At 55.6% G+C, this 17,739-nt stretch carries 13 protein-coding genes, 1 tRNA gene, 2 rRNA genes and 1 riboswitch; of the genes, 7 read left to right on the top strand and 9 right to left on the bottom strand.

The genetic code is table 11. The features are described 5' to 3' along the window. Positions 1–90: 90 nt before the first annotated feature. The 3 genes from GTU79_RS28125 to GTU79_RS28135 form a co-directional block, all read right to left on the bottom strand. A 23S ribosomal RNA gene (locus GTU79_RS28125) occupies positions 91–3,180 on the bottom strand. A gap of 363 nt (positions 3,181–3,543) precedes the next feature. Then, positions 3,544–3,619 (bottom strand) — tRNA-Glu (locus tag GTU79_RS28130). A 112-nt stretch (positions 3,620–3,731) separates the two neighbouring features. Then, positions 3,732–5,275: ribosomal RNA gene (locus GTU79_RS28135) — 16S ribosomal RNA — on the bottom strand. Together the 16S and 23S rRNA genes with 1 tRNA gene alongside form the textbook arrangement of a ribosomal RNA operon. 551 nt (positions 5,276–5,826) lie before the next feature. Between GTU79_RS28135 and purH the strand changes: the two genes are divergently transcribed. Then, positions 5,827–7,416 carry a bifunctional phosphoribosylaminoimidazolecarboxamide formyltransferase/IMP cyclohydrolase gene (purH, locus tag GTU79_RS28140; RefSeq protein WP_203523760.1) on the top strand — a complete coding sequence of 530 codons (1,590 nt, stop codon included), beginning with the start codon at positions 5,827–5,829 and terminating at the stop codon, positions 7,414–7,416. A 15-nt stretch (positions 7,417–7,431) separates the two neighbouring features. Further along, complete coding sequence (gene purD, locus GTU79_RS28145; protein WP_203523761.1) at positions 7,432–8,721, top strand: phosphoribosylamine--glycine ligase; 1,290 nt, start codon at positions 7,432–7,434, stop codon at positions 8,719–8,721. Positions 8,722–8,786: 65 nt separating this feature from the next. Here purD and GTU79_RS28150 read toward each other — a convergent pair whose 3' ends face one another. The 6 genes from GTU79_RS28150 to nudC all read right to left on the bottom strand — a co-directional run bounded on the left by GTU79_RS28150 (position 8,787) and on the right by nudC (position 13,270). After that, the gene (locus GTU79_RS28150) at positions 8,787–9,458 is read right to left on the bottom strand and encodes a DUF1481 domain-containing protein (protein ID WP_253073448.1); all 672 of its coding nucleotides are present in this window, start codon (positions 9,456–9,458) and stop codon (positions 8,787–8,789) included. A gap of 40 nt (positions 9,459–9,498) precedes the next feature. Continuing rightward, positions 9,499–9,771 carry a nucleoid-associated protein HU-alpha gene (hupA, locus tag GTU79_RS28155; protein ID WP_025246531.1) on the bottom strand — a complete coding sequence of 91 codons (273 nt, stop codon included), beginning with the start codon at positions 9,769–9,771 and terminating at the stop codon, positions 9,499–9,501. A gap of 186 nt (positions 9,772–9,957) precedes the next feature. Further along, positions 9,958–10,548, bottom strand: a complete 591-nt coding sequence (locus tag GTU79_RS28160) for a YjaG family protein (protein WP_203523762.1) — start codon at positions 10,546–10,548, stop codon at positions 9,958–9,960. A gap of 59 nt (positions 10,549–10,607) precedes the next feature. Then, positions 10,608–11,303, bottom strand: coding sequence for a deoxyribonuclease V (gene nfi, locus GTU79_RS28165; RefSeq protein ID WP_203523807.1), 696 nt, complete (start codon positions 11,301–11,303; stop codon positions 10,608–10,610). 83 nt (positions 11,304–11,386) lie between these two features. Next, the gene (gene hemE, locus GTU79_RS28170; protein WP_203523763.1) at positions 11,387–12,451 is read right to left on the bottom strand and encodes a uroporphyrinogen decarboxylase; all 1,065 of its coding nucleotides are present in this window, start codon (positions 12,449–12,451) and stop codon (positions 11,387–11,389) included. 18 nt (positions 12,452–12,469) lie between these two features. Further along, positions 12,470–13,270, bottom strand: coding sequence for an NAD(+) diphosphatase (nudC, locus tag GTU79_RS28175; RefSeq protein WP_203523764.1), 801 nt, complete (start codon positions 13,268–13,270; stop codon positions 12,470–12,472). 94 nt (positions 13,271–13,364) lie between these two features. Here nudC and rsd point away from each other — a divergent pair, with 94 nt between their 5' ends. From rsd to thiS, 5 genes are all read left to right on the top strand, one after another. Beyond that, entirely contained in the window at positions 13,365–13,886 is a 522-nt protein-coding gene (rsd, locus tag GTU79_RS28180) for a sigma D regulator (RefSeq protein WP_132924456.1), read from the top strand. A gap of 110 nt (positions 13,887–13,996) precedes the next feature. Further along, a riboswitch (TPP riboswitch) is annotated at positions 13,997–14,110 on the top strand. Positions 14,111–14,212: 102 nt separating this feature from the next. Beyond that, a complete protein-coding gene (gene thiC / locus GTU79_RS28185) occupies positions 14,213–16,132 on the top strand; it encodes a phosphomethylpyrimidine synthase ThiC (RefSeq protein WP_203523765.1) in 1,920 nt (639 codons plus the stop codon). Further along, positions 16,129–16,782, top strand: coding sequence for a thiamine phosphate synthase (gene thiE, locus GTU79_RS28190; RefSeq protein WP_203523766.1), 654 nt, complete (start codon positions 16,129–16,131; stop codon positions 16,780–16,782). The genes thiC and thiE overlap by 4 nt, the downstream gene beginning before the upstream one ends. Beyond that, entirely contained in the window at positions 16,772–17,539 is a 768-nt protein-coding gene (locus GTU79_RS28195; RefSeq protein WP_203523767.1) for a HesA/MoeB/ThiF family protein, read from the top strand. Before thiE ends, GTU79_RS28195 begins: the two co-directional genes overlap by 11 nt. Next, complete coding sequence (gene thiS / locus GTU79_RS28200; protein WP_132924449.1) at positions 17,539–17,739, top strand: sulfur carrier protein ThiS; 201 nt, start codon at positions 17,539–17,541, stop codon at positions 17,737–17,739. The genes GTU79_RS28195 and thiS overlap by 1 nt, the downstream gene beginning before the upstream one ends.

The following is a 17,739-nucleotide window of genomic DNA, read 5'->3' on the forward strand; positions in this document are numbered from 1 at the left end:
GACCATTGGCCTTTATCCGGAACTTCGCTGAAAATTCTCTCATCGCCCTTGCGGACAACGCTCTCATCGCCCAAACACCTTAGGTGTTGTAAGGTTAAGTCTCACGGGTCATTAGTATCGGTTAGCTCAACGCATCGCTGCGCTTACACACCCGACCTATCAACGTCATCGTCTTTAACGTCCCTTCAGGTGGCCTTAAGCCACAGGGAAGACTCATCTCGAGGCAAGTTTCCCGCTTAGATGCTTTCAGCGGTTATCTCTTCCGCACGTAGCTACCGGGCAATGCCATTGGCATGACAACCCGAACACCAGTGGTGCGTCCACTCCGGTCCTCTCGTACTAGGAGCAGCCCCTCTCAATCTTCCAACGCCCACGGCAGATAGGGACCGAACTGTCTCACGACGTTCTAAACCCAGCTCGCGTACCACTTTAAATGGCGAACAGCCATACCCTTGGGACCTACTTCAGCCCCAGGATGTGATGAGCCGACATCGAGGTGCCAAACACCGCCGTCGATATGAACTCTTGGGCGGTATCAGCCTGTTATCCCCGGAGTACCTTTTATCCGTTGAGCGATGGCCCTTCCATTCAGAACCACCGGATCACTAAGACCTGCTTTCGCACCTGCTCGAGCCGTCACTCTCGCAGTCAAGCTAGCTTATGCCTTTGCACTAACCTCACGATGTCCGACCGTGATTAGCTAACCTTCGTGCTCCTCCGTTACTCTTTAGGAGGAGACCGCCCCAGTCAAACTACCCACCAGACACTGTCCTCGACCCCGATTAGGGGCCGGAGTTAGAACATCAAACATTAAAGGGTGGTATTTCAAGGTTGGCTCCATAAGGACTGGCGTCCCTACTTCACTGCCTCCCACCTATCCTACACATCAAGGCTCAATGTTCAGTGTCAAGCTATAGTAAAGGTTCACGGGGTCTTTCCGTCTTGCCGCGGGTACACTGCATCTTCACAGCGAGTTCAATTTCACTGAGTCTCGGGTGGAGACAGCCTGGCCATCATTACGCCATTCGTGCAGGTCGGAACTTACCCGACAAGGAATTTCGCTACCTTAGGACCGTTATAGTTACGGCCGCCGTTTACCGGGGCTTCGATCAAGAGCTTCTCCTTACGGATAACCCCATCAATTAACCTTCCGGCACCGGGCAGGCGTCACACCGTATACGTCCACTTTCGTGTTTGCACAGTGCTGTGTTTTTAATAAACAGTTGCAGCCAGCTGGTATCTGCGACTGGCTTCAGCTCGGGAAGCAAGTTCCTCCACCTAATGCCAGCGTGCCTTCTCCCGAAGTTACGGCACCATTTTGCCTAGTTCCTTCACCCGAGTTCTCTCAAGCGCCTCGGTATTCTCTACCTGACCACCTGTGTCGGTTTGGGGTACGATTCGATGTGACCTGGTGCTTAGAGGCTTTTCCTGGAAGCGTAGCATCAACCCTTCGCCACCGTGGTGGCTCGTCATCACGCCTCAGTGTTATAAGAGAACGGATTTTCCTGTCCTCTCCACCTGCACGCTTGAACCGGGACAACCGTCGCCCGGCCGGTCTAGCTTTCTCCGTCCCCCCTTCGCAGTCACACCCAGTACAGGAATATTAACCTGTTTCCCATCGACTACGCCTTTCGGCCTCGCCTTAGGGGTCGACTCACCCTGCTCCGATTAACGTTGAACAGGAACCCTTGGTCTTCCGGCGAGCGGGCTTTTCACCCGCTTTATCGTTACTTATGTCAGCATTCGCACTTCTGATACCTCCAGCAACCCTCACAGGCCACCTTCTCAGGCTTACAGAACGCTCCCCTACCCAACGGGCGTATCCTTAAGTCAACTCGACGTCATGAACGCATTGACGTCGCTGCGCTCCGTCAATCGTCTTTACCGCACAATTGTCTTAAGTGATACGCCCGCTGCCGCGGCTTCGGTGCATGGTTTAGCCCCGTTACATCTTCCGCGCAGGCCGACTCGACCAGTGAGCTATTACGCTTTCTTTAAATGATGGCTGCTTCTAAGCCAACATCCTGGCTGTCTATGCCTTCCCACATCGTTTCCCACTTAACCATGACTTTGGGACCTTAGCCGGCGGTCTGGGTTGTTTCCCTCTTCACGACGGACGTTAGCACCCGCCGTGTGTCTCCCGTGATAACATTCTTCGGTATTCGCAGTTTGCATCGGGTTGGTAATCCGGGGTGGACCCCTAGCCGAAACAGTGCTCTACCCCCGAAGATGAATTCACGAGGCGCTACCTAAATAGCTTTCGGGAGAACCAGCTATCTCCCGGTTTGATTGGCCTTTCACCCCCAGCCACAAGTCATCCGCTAATTTTTCAACATTAGTCGGTTCGGTCCTCCAGTTAGTGTTACCCAACCTTCAACCTGCCCATGGCTAGATCACCGGGTTTCGGGTCTATACCCTGCAACTATACGCCCAGTTAAGACTCGGTTTCCCTACGGCTCCCCTATGCGGTTAACCTTGCTACAGAATATAAGTCGCTGACCCATTATACAAAAGGTACGCAGTCACCCCATCACTAAGCCCCCTCTGCTTATTTTGTCGGTTGGGCGTCGCTTTCGCTCCGCCTACCGCACCTTTAGCAAAGGATGCATATGCAGCTTCACCACTGGCTTAGTGATGGGGCTCCCACTGCTTGTACGTACACGGTTTCAGGTTCTGTTTCACTCCCCTCGCCGGGGTTCTTTTCGCCTTTCCCTCACGGTACTGGTTCACTATCGGTCAGTCAGGAGTATTTAGCCTTGGAGGATGGTCCCCCCATCTTCAGACAGGATATCACGTGTCCCGCCCTACTCATCGAACCCACAACCTCTGCACCTTCGGATACGGGGCTATCACCCTCTGTCGCCGGACTTTCCAGACCGTTCTCCTGATGCAAAAGCTGATGGTGGTTCTGGGCTGTTCCCCGTTCGCTCGCCGCTACTGGGGGAATCTCGGTTGATTTCTTTTCCTCGGGGTACTGAGATGTTTCAGTTCCCCCGGTTCGCCTCATTGCGCTATGGATTCACGCAATGATAGTGCAACGAATTGCACTGGGTTTCCCCATTCGGACATCGCCGGCTAATAACGCTTCATATCAGCTTACCGACGCTTTTCGCAGATTAGCACGTCCTTCATCGCCTCTGACTGCCTAGGCATCCACCGTGTACGCTTAGTCACTTAACCTCACAACCCTAAAGTGTTTGTTCTGTCCGACCGGCTGCACGACTACATGGCCGCGTTGCTCCGGTACTCGAAATCCTCATGGACATACAGTCCACTCCGGTTTCTCCGTGCCGGGCGCCTTGCCCTGCAGTCGTTCGCTCAGTCTTGCTTCGGCGCGGCCTGTTACGGACATCGCCAGCGTTGGACAGAGGCTGTTATCGACATAACAGCATTCTAGGTTTGCTTGCTTTGAGAGACTCGCATACTGATTTTGCTCAGCATGTTTTTTTCAAATTTTCAGCTTGTTCCGGATTGTTAAAGAGCAGTATTTCGCAGCGCACTCTTTCAAATGCGCTCTGAAATTTATCAGACACGTAGGCTGTTTGGCGTCCCCTAGGGGGTTCGAACCCCTGTTACCGCCGTGAAAGGGCAGTGTCCTAGGCCACTAGACGAAGGGGACAAAAATACGCGTTCGCGAAGCTGCGCTTCACAAACAAAACCATACGAGCTGTTTGCTCATCACTTCTATCAGACAATCTGTGTGGACACGTCACTTGACGCGTATCTTTCGGTAAGGAGGTGATCCAACCGCAGGTTCCCCTACGGTTACCTTGTTACGACTTCACCCCAGTCATGAATCACAAAGTGGTAAGCGCCCTCCCGAAGGTTAAGCTACCTACTTCTTTTGCAACCCACTCCCATGGTGTGACGGGCGGTGTGTACAAGGCCCGGGAACGTATTCACCGTGGCATTCTGATCCACGATTACTAGCGATTCCGACTTCATGGAGTCGAGTTGCAGACTCCAATCCGGACTACGACGCACTTTGTGAGGTCCGCTGGCTCTCGCGAGTTCGCTTCTCTTTGTATGCGCCATTGTAGCACGTGTGTAGCCCTACTCGTAAGGGCCATGATGACTTGACGTCATCCCCACCTTCCTCCGGTTTGTCACCGGCAGTCTCCTTTGAGTTCCCACCATTACGTGCTGGCAACAAAGGATAAGGGTTGCGCTCGTTGCGGGACTTAACCCAACATTTCACAACACGAGCTGACGACAGCCATGCAGCACCTGTCTCACAGTTCCCGAAGGCACATTCGCATCTCTGCAAATTCCTGTGGATGTCAAGAGTAGGTAAGGTTCTTCGCGTTGCATCGAATTAAACCACATGCTCCACCGCTTGTGCGGGCCCCCGTCAATTCATTTGAGTTTTAACCTTGCGGCCGTACTCCCCAGGCGGTCGATTTAACGCGTTAGCTCCGAAAGCCACGGCTCAAGGCCACAACCTTCAAATCGACATCGTTTACAGCGTGGACTACCAGGGTATCTAATCCTGTTTGCTCCCCACGCTTTCGCGCCTCAGCGTCAGTAATCGTCCAGGAAGTCGCCTTCGCCACTGGTGTTCCTTCCGATATCTACGCATTTCACCGCTACACCGGAAATTCCACTTCCCTCTCCCGTACTCTAGCTATGCAGTCTCGAATGCAGTTCCCAGGTTGAGCCCGGGGCTTTCACACCCGACTTACATAAGCCGCCTACGCGCGCTTTACGCCCAGTAATTCCGATTAACGCTCGCACCCTCTGTATTACCGCGGCTGCTGGCACGGAGTTAGCCGGTGCTTCTTCTGCGGGTAACGTCAATGATTGAATCTATTCAACCCAACCCCTTCCTCCCCGCTGAAAGTGCTTTACAACCCGAAGGCCTTCTTCACACACGCGGCATGGCTGCATCAGGCTTGCGCCCATTGTGCAATATTCCCCACTGCTGCCTCCCGTAGGAGTCTGGACCGTGTCTCAGTTCCAGTGTGGCTGGTCATCCTCTCAGACCAGCTAGGGATCGTCGCCTAGGTGGGCCGTTACCCCACCTACTAGCTAATCCCATCTGGGTTCATCCGATGGTGTGAGGCCCTAAGGTCCCCCACTTTGGTCTTGCGACGTTATGCGGTATTAGCTACCGTTTCCAGTAGTTATCCCCCTCCATCGGGCAGATCCCCAGACATTACTCACCCGTCCGCCGCTCGCCGGCAAAGTAGCAAGCTACTTCCCGCTGCCGCTCGACTTGCATGTGTTAGGCCTGCCGCCAGCGTTCAATCTGAGCCATGATCAAACTCTTCAATTAAAAGCTTGATGCTCAAAGAATCTACTGTTTCATTCATTACTGAATTAACTGGTAAACACTCTAAGACTTGTATTGTTGTGTTTCGATACGGTCTTGTGAGTGCCCACACAGATTGTCTGATAAATTGTTAAAGAGCATGCGCCGCTATGATTCAGTCTGGCGCGAGGTGGCGTATATTACGCTTTCCCCTATCAGTGTCAAGCCCGTCAGGCTTGCTTCTGACTCGTTTTCGGTCCTTGTGAAGCTGCTCACAGTCCCGGTCGATGGAGGCGCATTATAGGGAATTCTAATGGAGCCGCAACAGGTATTTTGCCTGAATAGGCTCGTTCGCTGCTTTCCACAGCAAAACAGGGGGTTATACCCGTTTGTGCACAAACTTATCCACAGACATGCATGACAGGCAAAATTTGGCGAGCATCACGCAAACGTTTTCGCTACAATTCACGCCTATTTTATCAGCATCGGTATTCCATGCATCAGTGGCCTTTTATAAATGAACGCCGGTGCGTGTCAGTGTTATTAAAACTATCCAATCAAGGGATAACTTTGTTATGCAACAACCACGTCCTGTACGCCGTGCTCTGCTCAGTGTTTCTGACAAAGCCGGTATCGTAGAATTCGCCCGGTCCCTGTCGCAGCGCGGCGTTAAACTGCTGTCCACCGGCGGTACCGCGCGCCTTTTGGCGGAAGCCGGATTGCCGGTGACCGAGGTTTCAGACTACACCGGCTTCCCTGAAATGATGGACGGTCGGGTTAAGACGCTGCACCCCAAAGTGCATGGCGGTATTTTGGGTCGCCGCGGCCAGGATGATGCCATTATGCAACAGCATGCCATCGAGCCTATCGATATGGTGGTGGTAAATCTTTATCCGTTTGCCCAAACCGTGGCGCGGGAAGATTGTACCCGCGAAGATGCGGTGGAAAATATCGATATCGGCGGTCCCACCATGGTGCGTTCCGCCGCCAAGAATCATAAGGATGTCGCGATTGTGGTGAACAGCGCGGATTACCCTCGCCTGCTCAATGAAATGGACCAGCACGACGGTTCATTGACTTACGATACCCGCTTTGACCTGGCGATTAAAGCGTTTGAACACACCGCGGCATATGACAGCATGATCGCCAACTATTTCGGCAGCCAGGTCCCCCCCTATTATGGTGAGACTTCCGCCCCCGCCGGCCGCTTTCCCCGCACCCTGAATCTGAATTTTGTTAAAAAACAGGATATGCGTTACGGCGAGAACAGCCATCAGTTGGCGGCATTTTATATCGAAGAGCAGACCCGTGAGGCCTCTGTCGCCACCGCGCAACAGCTGCAAGGCAAAGCCTTATCCTATAACAATATTGCCGATACCGACGCCGCTCTGGAGTGCGTAAAAGAGTTTGCCGAACCGGCCTGCGTAATTGTAAAGCATGCTAATCCTTGCGGGGTCGCCATCGGCGATGGGCTTTTAGAAGCCTATGAACGGGCCTATAAGACCGACCCGACCTCGGCGTTCGGCGGCATTATCGCCTTCAACCGTCCCCTCGATGCCGTTACCGCCAAAGCCATTATCAGCCGCCAGTTCGTGGAAGTGATTATCGCACCGTCCATAACCGATGACGCCCTGGCCGTACTCAAGGCGAAACAAAACGTACGGGTATTAACCTGCGGGGCCTGGCAGGCACGGGTACCCGGTCTGGATTTCAAACGCGTCAACGGCGGCTTGCTGGTGCAGGAGAGGGACTTGGGTATGGTCGGGCCGGCGGATTTGCGCATCGTGACCGAACGTCAGCCAAGCGAAACGGAGCTGCGGGATGCGCTGTTCTGTTGGAAAGTGGCCAAATACGTTAAATCCAACGCCATCGTTTATGCCCGCGGCAATATGACCATCGGTATCGGCGCCGGCCAGATGAGCCGGGTCTATTCGGCAAAAATCGCCGGCATCAAAGCCGCTGACGAAGGCTTGGACGTGCGCGGATCGGCCATGGCCTCCGATGCGTTTTTCCCCTTCCGGGACGGTATCGACGCCGCGGCGGCCGTGGGGATCAGCTGTGTTATCCAGCCCGGCGGTTCCATCCGCGATGATGAAGTCATCGCCGCGGCCAATGAACATGGCATCGCCATGATTTTTACCGGCATGCGCCACTTCCGCCACTGATCCCAGGAGCATCCCATGAATATCTTGATTATTGGCAATGGCGGCCGTGAGCACGCCCTGGCGTGGAAAAGCGCACGTTCACCGCTGGCCGGCAAAGTGTATGTCGCGCCGGGTAATGCCGGTACCGCCATCGAACCCGCGCTGGAGAATGTCAATATCGCCGCAACCGATATCCCGGCGCTGGTGGAATTTGCCCAAGGCCATGATATCGGTCTGACCATCGTCGGCCCCGAGGCGCCGCTGGTGCTGGGCATCGTCGATGCGTTCCGCGCCGCCGGTTTGCGGGTGTTCGGCCCGACCAAAGCCGCCGCTCAGTTGGAAGGCTCCAAGGCGTTTACCAAGGATTTCCTGGCCCGGCATCATATTCCCAGCGCGTCATACGGTAATTTTACCGAAATCGAACCGGCGCTGGCCTACGTGCGTGAAAAAGGCGCGCCCATCGTTATCAAGGCGGACGGTTTGGCCGCCGGCAAAGGGGTTATCGTCGCGATGACACTGCCGGAAGCGGAAGCGGCGATTCAGGACATGCTGGCGGGCAACGCTTTTGGCGATGCCGGACACCGGATTGTGGTGGAAGAGTTCCTGGAAGGGGAAGAGGCCAGTTTCATCGTCATGGTGGATGGCGCACACGTGCTGCCCATGGCCACCAGCCAGGACCACAAACGGGTGGGGGATGGCGATACCGGGCCGAATACCGGCGGCATGGGCGCCTATTCCCCGGCCCCCGTCGTCACGGACGAGGTGCACCGGCGCGTTATGGATCAGGTTATCTGGCCGACCGTGCGCGGTATGGCGGCCGAAGGTAACGTCTATACCGGTTTTCTGTATGCCGGACTGATGATTGACCCTGAAGGCAATCCCAAAGTCATTGAATTCAACTGCCGCTTCGGCGATCCGGAAACCCAGCCCATTATGCTGCGCATGCGCTCCGATCTGGTGGCCCATTGCCTTGCGGCCACCGACGGCCGACTAGATCGCGAAACATCGTCATGGGATCAGCGTCCCGCCCTGGGGGTAGTGTTGGCGGCCGGCGGCTATCCGGCGGCATATCGCAGCGGCGATGAAATTACCGGTTTGCCGTCGCAGGAGGTGGAAGGGGAAAAAGTCTTCCATGCCGGTACCGCCCTCAAGGACGGCAAAGTGCTGACACAAGGTGGTCGGGTACTATGCGTTACCGCATTGGGGGATACCGTGGCGGATGCGCAGGCCAGGGCCTATCGCGGCGCGCGCGCTATCCATTGGCAAAACAGTTTTTATCGTACCGATATCGGCTATCGCGCCATCGAGCGGGAAAAATCCCTCTGAGGCATTCGGGAATCCAAAGAGACTCGTCAAACGCGGTGAGTCTACCTACCGGCGTAGCGAAAAGCCTAAAGATCGCTTTTCTTGGGTTGCCAGCGGCAAAAATCTTCGTTGGCGACCAATAATAACTGGGTTCCTTCGGGAGCCTCTAGCCACGCCACTCCCAGCGGCCGGGCTGAATGTGTTGATCGCGCCGCTATCCACGACTGGGATCGCCCGTCGAAATTGGGATTAACAGCCTTGTCCTGGCAGTTATACATTGCGCCGTCGCGCCACTGTCCTTGCACCAGATGCACATGGCCCACGCGTAATGAATGGCTGTCTTCAAGCAGACGATTGGCTTCGAACTGATAAAGGGCCAGTTCATCGTCACTGAGTTTTTCCCGCACGTTATCCTGCTGACGCTGCATAAAACTCACGTTGCCTTTGTCGTCAAAACGAATTTGCACGACCTGTACATGGGCACCGTTTTGCGTACGGTTGATTTGACGCACCTGGTCGTTGAGATACTGGTAGCGGGTAATAGTCGTATTATCCCCTTCATAGGGGCTGTAGACACTGAGAAGGGTGACCGCTTGCTGTGCCTGGTTGTCGTTGCGCCATAAACGCATCACGCCCCGGTCGGCAATATAGCCACTGGCGGTGAAGGAAGGCAGTGGGTCCTGGCGGTGATTGCAGGCGGTCAGCACAACGGCAAACAGACCCATCCAGCCCCACCGGCGCGCAAACAAAAGGGGCATGATAGCCCCTCCGCTTAATCTTTTCACCAACACACTGTGTTTACTTAACAGCGTCTTTCAGGGCCTTGCCAGAAACAAATGCGGGCACGTTGGCCGCAGCAATTTTGATTTCTTTGCCGGTCTGAGGATTGCGTCCAGTGCGTTCGCTACGATGATTAATTTTGAAAGTACCGAAACCAACCAATTGTACTGCATCACCCTCTTTTAGAGACTCAGTAATTGCCGCCAAAGTGGATTCCAATGCTGACTTTGCCTGTGCCTTGGAAAGATCAGCCTTATCAGCAATTACATCAATCAGTTGAGTCTTGTTCATATGTTATCCTTACAGTGTGTTTATCGCTTGCTAAGCATCGAGTGCGACGGATATGCCAAAATTTAGCGCTCTCCTGCAAACACGCACCGATAGCCACTTTTTATGCCCCCAAATGTAGACCAGACAGGGTGCAGATGTGAAGTCTTAAGACATGGCAAAACAGGTCTTAAATCACGTTTTATTGCCTTATTGCTGTAAATTTATCCCAATATTGCTAATTCCGGCTTCGCGCAGGTCTGCCCGCAGTCCTTTTATCAAATCTAGGTCGCGGTTTTCGCAGGCCGCCAACAAGCGAAAAATCTCCCATTGGATATCCCATTCTTGCTCAATGGCTGGTAATGCGCTCAGCTCTTCATCGGGCATTTCCCGTTCAGCTTCGGTCATTTCCAGCATTGCTACCGTATGGATGGAAGTTTCACTTACGGTGACGGCATGGACCAGCGTTTCACCACTTAAATACGAATGCAATAATTCGCTAAGCGCGACACAGGCATCGATCGCCGGGTAAACACCATAAAAATCGAAGTCATCAGCCGCGGGAATACAGTCTTCCAGCTTTTCTAATTGTAAATCAAAATTGACCTTAGCATCTTTAACTACCTGTGTCTCCCAAACCAGGTCGAGAATGCGACGATAAATCGCTGCTTCGCCAAAACCGGTTTGCGTACAGAACAAATGGTAGTTGGGATACATCCGCTCGCACAACGATGCCATAAAAATCACGTGTTGCCAGCTGTCCAGCTTCTCCAGACGCAAATGTATCGGATTACGTAACATCGCACTATCTCAATATTCTTAATATTGCGAAGCAGTGTACCCGAAATTGCCCGGTTCCCCTATTGCGGATTGAATAAGTCCGGACATTCCCGCCCTTGCTGCCAGCGCTGAAACGCCATGCGATTCGAGGCCACCGCGTCCGCCCAGCGGGTAGGTTCCGGCAAACGGTATCCCCCCATACACCGGCGTACCCAGTGCAGCGCGCTGTCCAAACCAACCCGATGCCCGGTGGAGATAAACAGCGGATTACAGCGTAATTTACTGCGCCAAACCCAGGCGACCTGTTCGCCCTTATCGATGAGAGGAGCCCTGGCGTCCGGCTCATCGCTAAGCGGCTCAAAACGACCGCACAAGCGGCGTTTCGCCACGCCGATGGTGGGCCGGTCAATCAATAGGCCAAAGTGACTGGCGACCCCCAAACGGCGCGGGTGTGAGATGCCGTGGCCATCCACAAAGACCAAATCCGGCTGCTGCGAAAGACGCTGCCAGGCGGCCAGCAGGGCCGGGTACTCCCTAAAGGACAAAAAGCCGGGAATATAGGGCATGGTAGTATTGATACGCGCCACCTGATACTCGATGAGCTCCAGCGACGGGAAGCGCAGCAGTGCGATGGCCGCACGGGTCACCTCGCCCCCTTGTTCAAATCCCACATCGGCGCCGGCGATGATTGACGGGGTCTCGAAATCAAACGCGTCATGGCGGATAATATTTCCCGCGGTGGCGATTTGCTGCGCACGTAATCCGGAGATATCCACAATGTCCATAATGCCGGCTCCTGCGGGTGATAACGTCAGCGTTAAAGAGTGATAACGCCGGCGACAACATGTGATAAGGACTACTAGGGGTGATAAGAACGCGACAGGCGGTGTACCGACTCCACCAATATGCCGGCGTTCTCCGGCGGCACATCCTGGTGAATACCATGTCCCAAATTGAAGACATGTCCGTCCCCGTAGCCGAAACCCGCTAATATTTCAGCGACTTCCAGCTCGATGCGCTGGGGTTGGGCGTAAAGTATCGACGGATCCATATTGCCTTGCAGAGCCACTTTATCTCCCACGCGGCGGCGGGCGTCGCCGATGTCGGTGCTCCAGTCAAGGCCCAGGGCGTCGCATCCGGTTTGGGCCATCTCCGCCAGCCACTGTCCGCCGCCCTTGGTAAACAAGGTCACCGGCACCCGGCGTCCTTCGTTCTCCCGCAAAAGACCGTCGATGATTTTATGCATGTAAGCGAGAGAGAATTCCCGGTAGTCCTTGCCGGTGAGCACGCCGCCCCAGGTGTCGAAAATCATTACCGCCTGGACGCCGGCGCGAATCTGGGCGTTGAGGTAGAGCGTGACGCTATCCGCCAGTTTGTCCAGCAGCAGATGCAGGCTTTTCGGTTCCGTATACATCAATTTTTTGATTTTGGTGAAGGACTTACTGCTGCCGCCTTCAACCATGTAGGTCGCCAGGGTCCAGGGACTGCCGGAGAAGCCGATTAGCGGTACCTCGCCGCGCAGGTTTTTCCTGATAGTGCGCACCGCGTTCATGACATACGCCAATTCCTGCTCGGGATCGGGAATGGGTAATTTTGTTATGTCGCCGAAAGATAAGAGGGGCCGCTCGAAACGCGGCCCCTCTCCCTGTTCAAAATAGAGTCCCAATCCCATGGCATCGGGGATGGTCAGAATATCGGAAAACAGAATCGCCGCATCGAGGGGATAACGCCTTAACGGCTGCAGCGTCACCTCGCAGGCCAATTCAGCGTTTTTGCACAGCGAGATGAAATCCCCGGCCTCGGCGCGGGTCGCCTGGTATTCCGGCAGGTAGCGACCGGCCTGCCGCATCATCCAGACCGGGGTCATATCCACCGGCTGGCGCAGCAGGGCGCGCAGGTATCGATCGTTTTTCAATTCATCCATGCTGGATTTCCTTTTTTATTAACGGGTTGTCGCAATAGAGCTGTCGGCATCCCGATCCGCGCGACATAGGGCCACCGTATCCTCGATTAACCGGCGGGCCACGGTGCCCGGCGGCGGCAATAACGGCAATGCATCGTAACGATACCAGCCGGCATCCAGGATCTCGCTGTGATCGGGGGTGATGTCGCCACCGTCATACTCCGCCATAAAAGCCATCATCAGCGAATGGGGAAAAGGCCATGGCTGAGAGGTGACATAGCGTACATTCTTCACCTTCACCTTGGTCTCTTCCATGACCTCGCGGGCCACCGTTTGCTCCAGCGTTTCACCCACTTCGACGAATCCGGCCAGCACGGTATAGATGCCGCCGCGATGGCGGGTATGCTGGGCCAGCAAAATTTCATCGCCCCGGCGAATCGCAACTATAATGCATGGAGCGATTTGCGGGTAATAGCGTTCATGGCAATGATCGCACAGGCAAGCCCACTCTTTGCCGCTAATGCGCATGGTATGTCCGCAGTAGCCGCAAAACCGGTGGGCCCGGTAGAATTCCGCCAGCTGGACACCCCTCCCTGCCAATTGGAACAGGCCGGGGTCTTGGTCAATGATCTGCCGGACCGATCCCATGTCCCTGGGCATGGTATGGCGTACCAGCCAGGCGATAGACCCTGCCCATTCGCCGATGGGGGTTGCAGTAAACCCCTGCAGCGACCAGGCGGAGGCCAAACCAAACGGCAATTCCCCTTGGGGTAACCACAATTTGCTGTTCTGGCTGACAACCCACCAGCCGTGTTCGTTACCGCTGAGTTCTTGTTCCATTTTAGTTGCACTACCCCTTTTTCACTGGCAATCTAGAATTTAGCTTTAAAAGATAAATAACGCAGCGTTACTTTTTATTACATCGGAGTCTGTCATGTTAAACCAGCTGGAAATCTTGGCTCAACGGGTTGGCGGCAGTAACGAACTTATTGACCAATGGCTGGTGGCCCGCCGGGGCTTACTGGTTGCTTATTACCATCTCATCGGTCTTAAGCCCAACAAAGAAAAGCATACTCCTCTGGATGAAAACGCGCTGGACGACTTTTGCCATCATCTCGTGGACTATCTGTCCGCCGGCCATTTTCATGTGTACGATCGTATCGTGCCGGAGGCGGACGAAAGCGGTCCCAACCGTCTTTTAATAACGCAGATCTACCAGGCTTTGCAGGAAAATACGCAACAAATCATGTCGTTTTATGACAGCCAATTTGAGACCGCCGTGGATCATGACAACTGCATGGAGTTCCAGGAAGCCCTTTCCGGCGTCGGCGAGGCGCTGGGCACCCGGTTTTCGCTGGAGGACAAGCTGATTCAAAAGGCGTTGGAGCACCGAGCGGACTATCGGCCCTCGGAACCCGCCGCCAATAATGACCCGGATGCCTCGCGCCTGGCTTAACGTCGGGTCTGAGCATCCTTTTCGGCTCATCTGAGCCGCAACGCTGACCAATCGCCCCGGCGTCAACGAGTAGGGGCACTTTGTCAGCAAACGTTGGCTCGTTATGAGCCGGTATCTTGTCGGAGTGCCTAGCGCGTACATTACGCCAGGCTGAGACCGTTAATTCGGGATCCGCGGAACCTGATCGGGTTAATACCCGCGAAGGGAACAAGAGTAATTCAACGCCACGAATCATCGTCAATCGACATATGATTCCAGCCCTGTCTTATTACTCCCGTAGCGCTCCGGACAAGCAATTTTCCCTAACTTCATTATGAGGAATTGCTATGTCTCTACCCACCACTCCGTCCCGCCGCGAACAGCGGGCACAGGCCCAGGATTTTATCAATCGCCTCAAAGGCGAGGCTTTCCCTAACTCACGCCGCATTTATTTGCAGGGCAGCAGTGCCGATATCCGGGTGCCGATGCGTGAAATAAAGCTCAGTCCCACCATGATCGGTGGTGATAAAAGCGCCCCCCGCTATGAACAGAACGAGCCGGTGCCGATATACGATACCGCCGGCCCCTATGGCGACCCGGAGATAACTATTGACGTACGCGCCGGTTTGTTTCCGTTGCGGGCTCGCTGGATCGCACGCCGGGCGGATACCGAAACCGTCAGTGAATTAAGCTCTCGTTACAGCGGGGAACGCCGTGCCGACGACGGTCTGGATGAAATCCGCTTTGCGCCGGGCCATATGCCGCAGCGCGCCAAATCCGGGCGCTGCGTCACCCAGTTACATTATGCCCGGGCGGGTATCGTGACGCCGGAAATGGAGTTCATCGCGCTGCGGGAAAACATGGGCCGTGAACGAATCCGCGGCGAAGTGCTGTTGCAACAGCATCCCGGCCATGGCTTCGGCGCTGAGCTGCCGGAAAATATCACGCCGGAATTCGTGCGGCGGGAGGTCGCCGCCGGCCGCGCCATCATCCCCGCCAATATCAACCATCCCGAATCAGAGCCGATGATTATCGGCCGCAATTTTCTGGTGAAGGTGAATGCCAACATCGGCAACTCGGCGGTGAGCTCCTCCATTGAAGAAGAAGTGGAAAAACTGGTATGGTCCACGCGCTGGGGCGCGGATACCGTCATGGATCTCTCCACCGGCCGCTATATCCACGAAACACGGGAATGGATACTGCGCAACAGTCCGGTCCCCATCGGTACGGTGCCCATTTATCAGGCGCTGGAAAAGGTCAACGGCGTGGCGGAGAACCTGACCTGGGAAACTTTCCGCGATACCCTGCTGGAGCAGGCGGAACAAGGGGTGGACTACTTTACCATTCATGCCGGCGTGCTGCTTCGCTATGTGCCTATGACCGCCAAACGGTTAACCGGCATCGTCTCCCGCGGCGGATCCATTATGGCGAAATGGTGCTTGTCCCATCACAAGGAAAGCTTTCTGTATGAGCATTTCCGCGACATCTGCCAAATCTGCGCCGCCTATGATGTCGCGCTGTCGCTGGGTGATGGCCTGCGACCCGGTTCCATCCAGGATGCCAACGACGAGGCGCAGTTCGCCGAACTCTATACCCTCGGCGAACTCACCAAAATCGCGTGGGAATATGACGTCCAGGTCATGATCGAAGGCCCCGGCCATATCCCCATGCATATGATTCGCCGCAATATGACCGAGCAGTTGGAGCACTGCCACGAAGCGCCTTTTTACACGCTCGGGCCGCTGACCACCGACATTGCCCCCGGCTATGATCATTTCACCTCCGGCATCGGCGCGGCGCTTATCGGCTGGTTCGGCTGCGCCATGCTGTGCTACGTCACGCCCAAGGAACATTTGGGCCTGCCGAACAAAGAGGACGTGAAACAGGGGCTTATTACCTACAAAATCGCCGCCCACGCCGCGGATCTGGCCAAAGGCCACCCCGGCGCGCAGATTCGCGACAACGCCATGTCCAAGGCGCGGTTTGAATTCCGCTGGGAGGATCAGTTCAACCTGGCTCTGGACCCCGCCACCGCGCGCGCTTACCACGATGAAACCCTGCCTCAGGAGTCGGGGAAAGTGGCGCATTTCTGTTCCATGTGCGGACCGAAGTTCTGTTCAATGAAGATTTCCCAGGAAGTCAGGGATTATGCCGCCGCCCAGGCCATCGACGTTCAGCAAAGCGGCATGGATACCATGTCAGCCGAATTCCGCGCCCACGGCGGGGAAATTTATCTGACGCCTACCGAAGCGGGGATAAATAAATGAGCCTACTTAATGCACCTTTTGCCCCCACCGCCCATCGGCTGGGGCTCTATCCGGTGGTGGACTCCCTGGCCTGGATAGTCCGTTTGCTGGACGCCGGCGTCACCACCCTGCAGTTGCGTATCAAGGACCAGCCGGACGAGGCGGTTGAACCGGATATCGAGGCCGCCGTCCTGCTGGGCCGGAAATACCAGGCCCGGATATTTATTAATGATTACTGGCGTCTGGCGGTAAAACACGGCGCTTACGGTGTGCATCTGGGGCAGGAAGATCTGGATACCGCCGATCTGTCGGTTATTCAGCGCGCCGGCCTACGTCTGGGCCTGTCCACCCATGACGATCGGGAACTGGCCCGGGCGCTGTCGTTCCAGCCCTCTTATATCGCCCTGGGCCATATCTTCCCGACCCAGACGAAAATCATGCCTTCCCAGCCCCAGGGACTGACGGATCTCAGGCGCATGGCGGCCAGACTGACGGATATTCCCACCGTGGCCATCGGCGGTATCAGTATCGATCGGGTAGACGCGGTGATGGACTGCGGCGTCGGCAGCGTGGCGGTGGTCAGCGCCATCACCAAAGCGCCGGACTGGCGAGCCGCCACCGCGGTCTTATTGCAGAAAACAGAAGGCCGGGAGGTGGCGGATGCTCAATGACCAGGCTTTTTTGCGCTACAGCCGGCACATGCTGCTGGAGGAGATAGGTCCCGAAGGCCAGGCAAGATTGATGGCCGCCACCGTGCTGATAGCCGGTCTTGGCGGCCTGGGTTCTCCCGCCGCCCTCTATTTGGCGGCGGCCGGGGTCGGCACCCTGCTGCTGGCGGATGACGACCGGCTGGACGTCAGCAATCTGCAGCGCCAAATCCTTTATCGAACCGGCGATATTTCCCGTGCCAAGGCCTTGCTGGCGCAACAGCACTTACAGGCGCTTAACCCGTTAGGGAAATATATTCCATTACAGCAGCGTCTGGCGGGCGAATCGCTGACACAGGCGGTAGCGCGGGCAGACCTGATCCTGGACTGCAGCGATAATATGCAAACTCGCCATGAGATTAACGCGGCCTGCGTCCGCCAGGCTAAAACCCTGATAAGCGCCAGCGCGGTGGGCTTCAGCGGCCAGTTATTGGTGCTGCAACCGCCCTACCGGCACGGCTGCTATGCCTGCCTGTTCCCTGGGGGCGCCGAACCCCATCGCAACTGCCGTACCGCCGGCGTCGTCGGGCCGGTGGTAGGGATTATGGGCACCTTGCAGGCATTGGAGGCGACGAAAATTCTCTGCGGCCTGCCCTCCGCGCTGAGCGGCCGGTTGCAGCTGTTCGACGGTAAATCCATGACCTGGCGCACACTTAAACTGACCCGCGCCGCCGACTGTGAACTGTGCGGCGCGCAGGTCAGCCAGGGAGAGCCGGTTTGATGAAAATCACCCTTAACGAACGGCCCATAGAGCTTTCACACCGGCTCTCGCTGGCGGAATTGCTGGATCAGCTGAAATATTCGTCGGAAGGCGCGGCCCTGGCAATCAATCAAACCATTATTCCCCGCAGCCAGTGGCCCCGGCATCTCATTAACGAAGGCGACGACATCTTACTTTTTCAAGCCATAGCAGGAGGCTGA

This window comes from Sodalis ligni (assembly GCF_016865525.2).
In the GTDB taxonomy this organism is placed as follows: domain Bacteria; phylum Pseudomonadota; class Gammaproteobacteria; order Enterobacterales; family Enterobacteriaceae; genus Acerihabitans; species Acerihabitans ligni.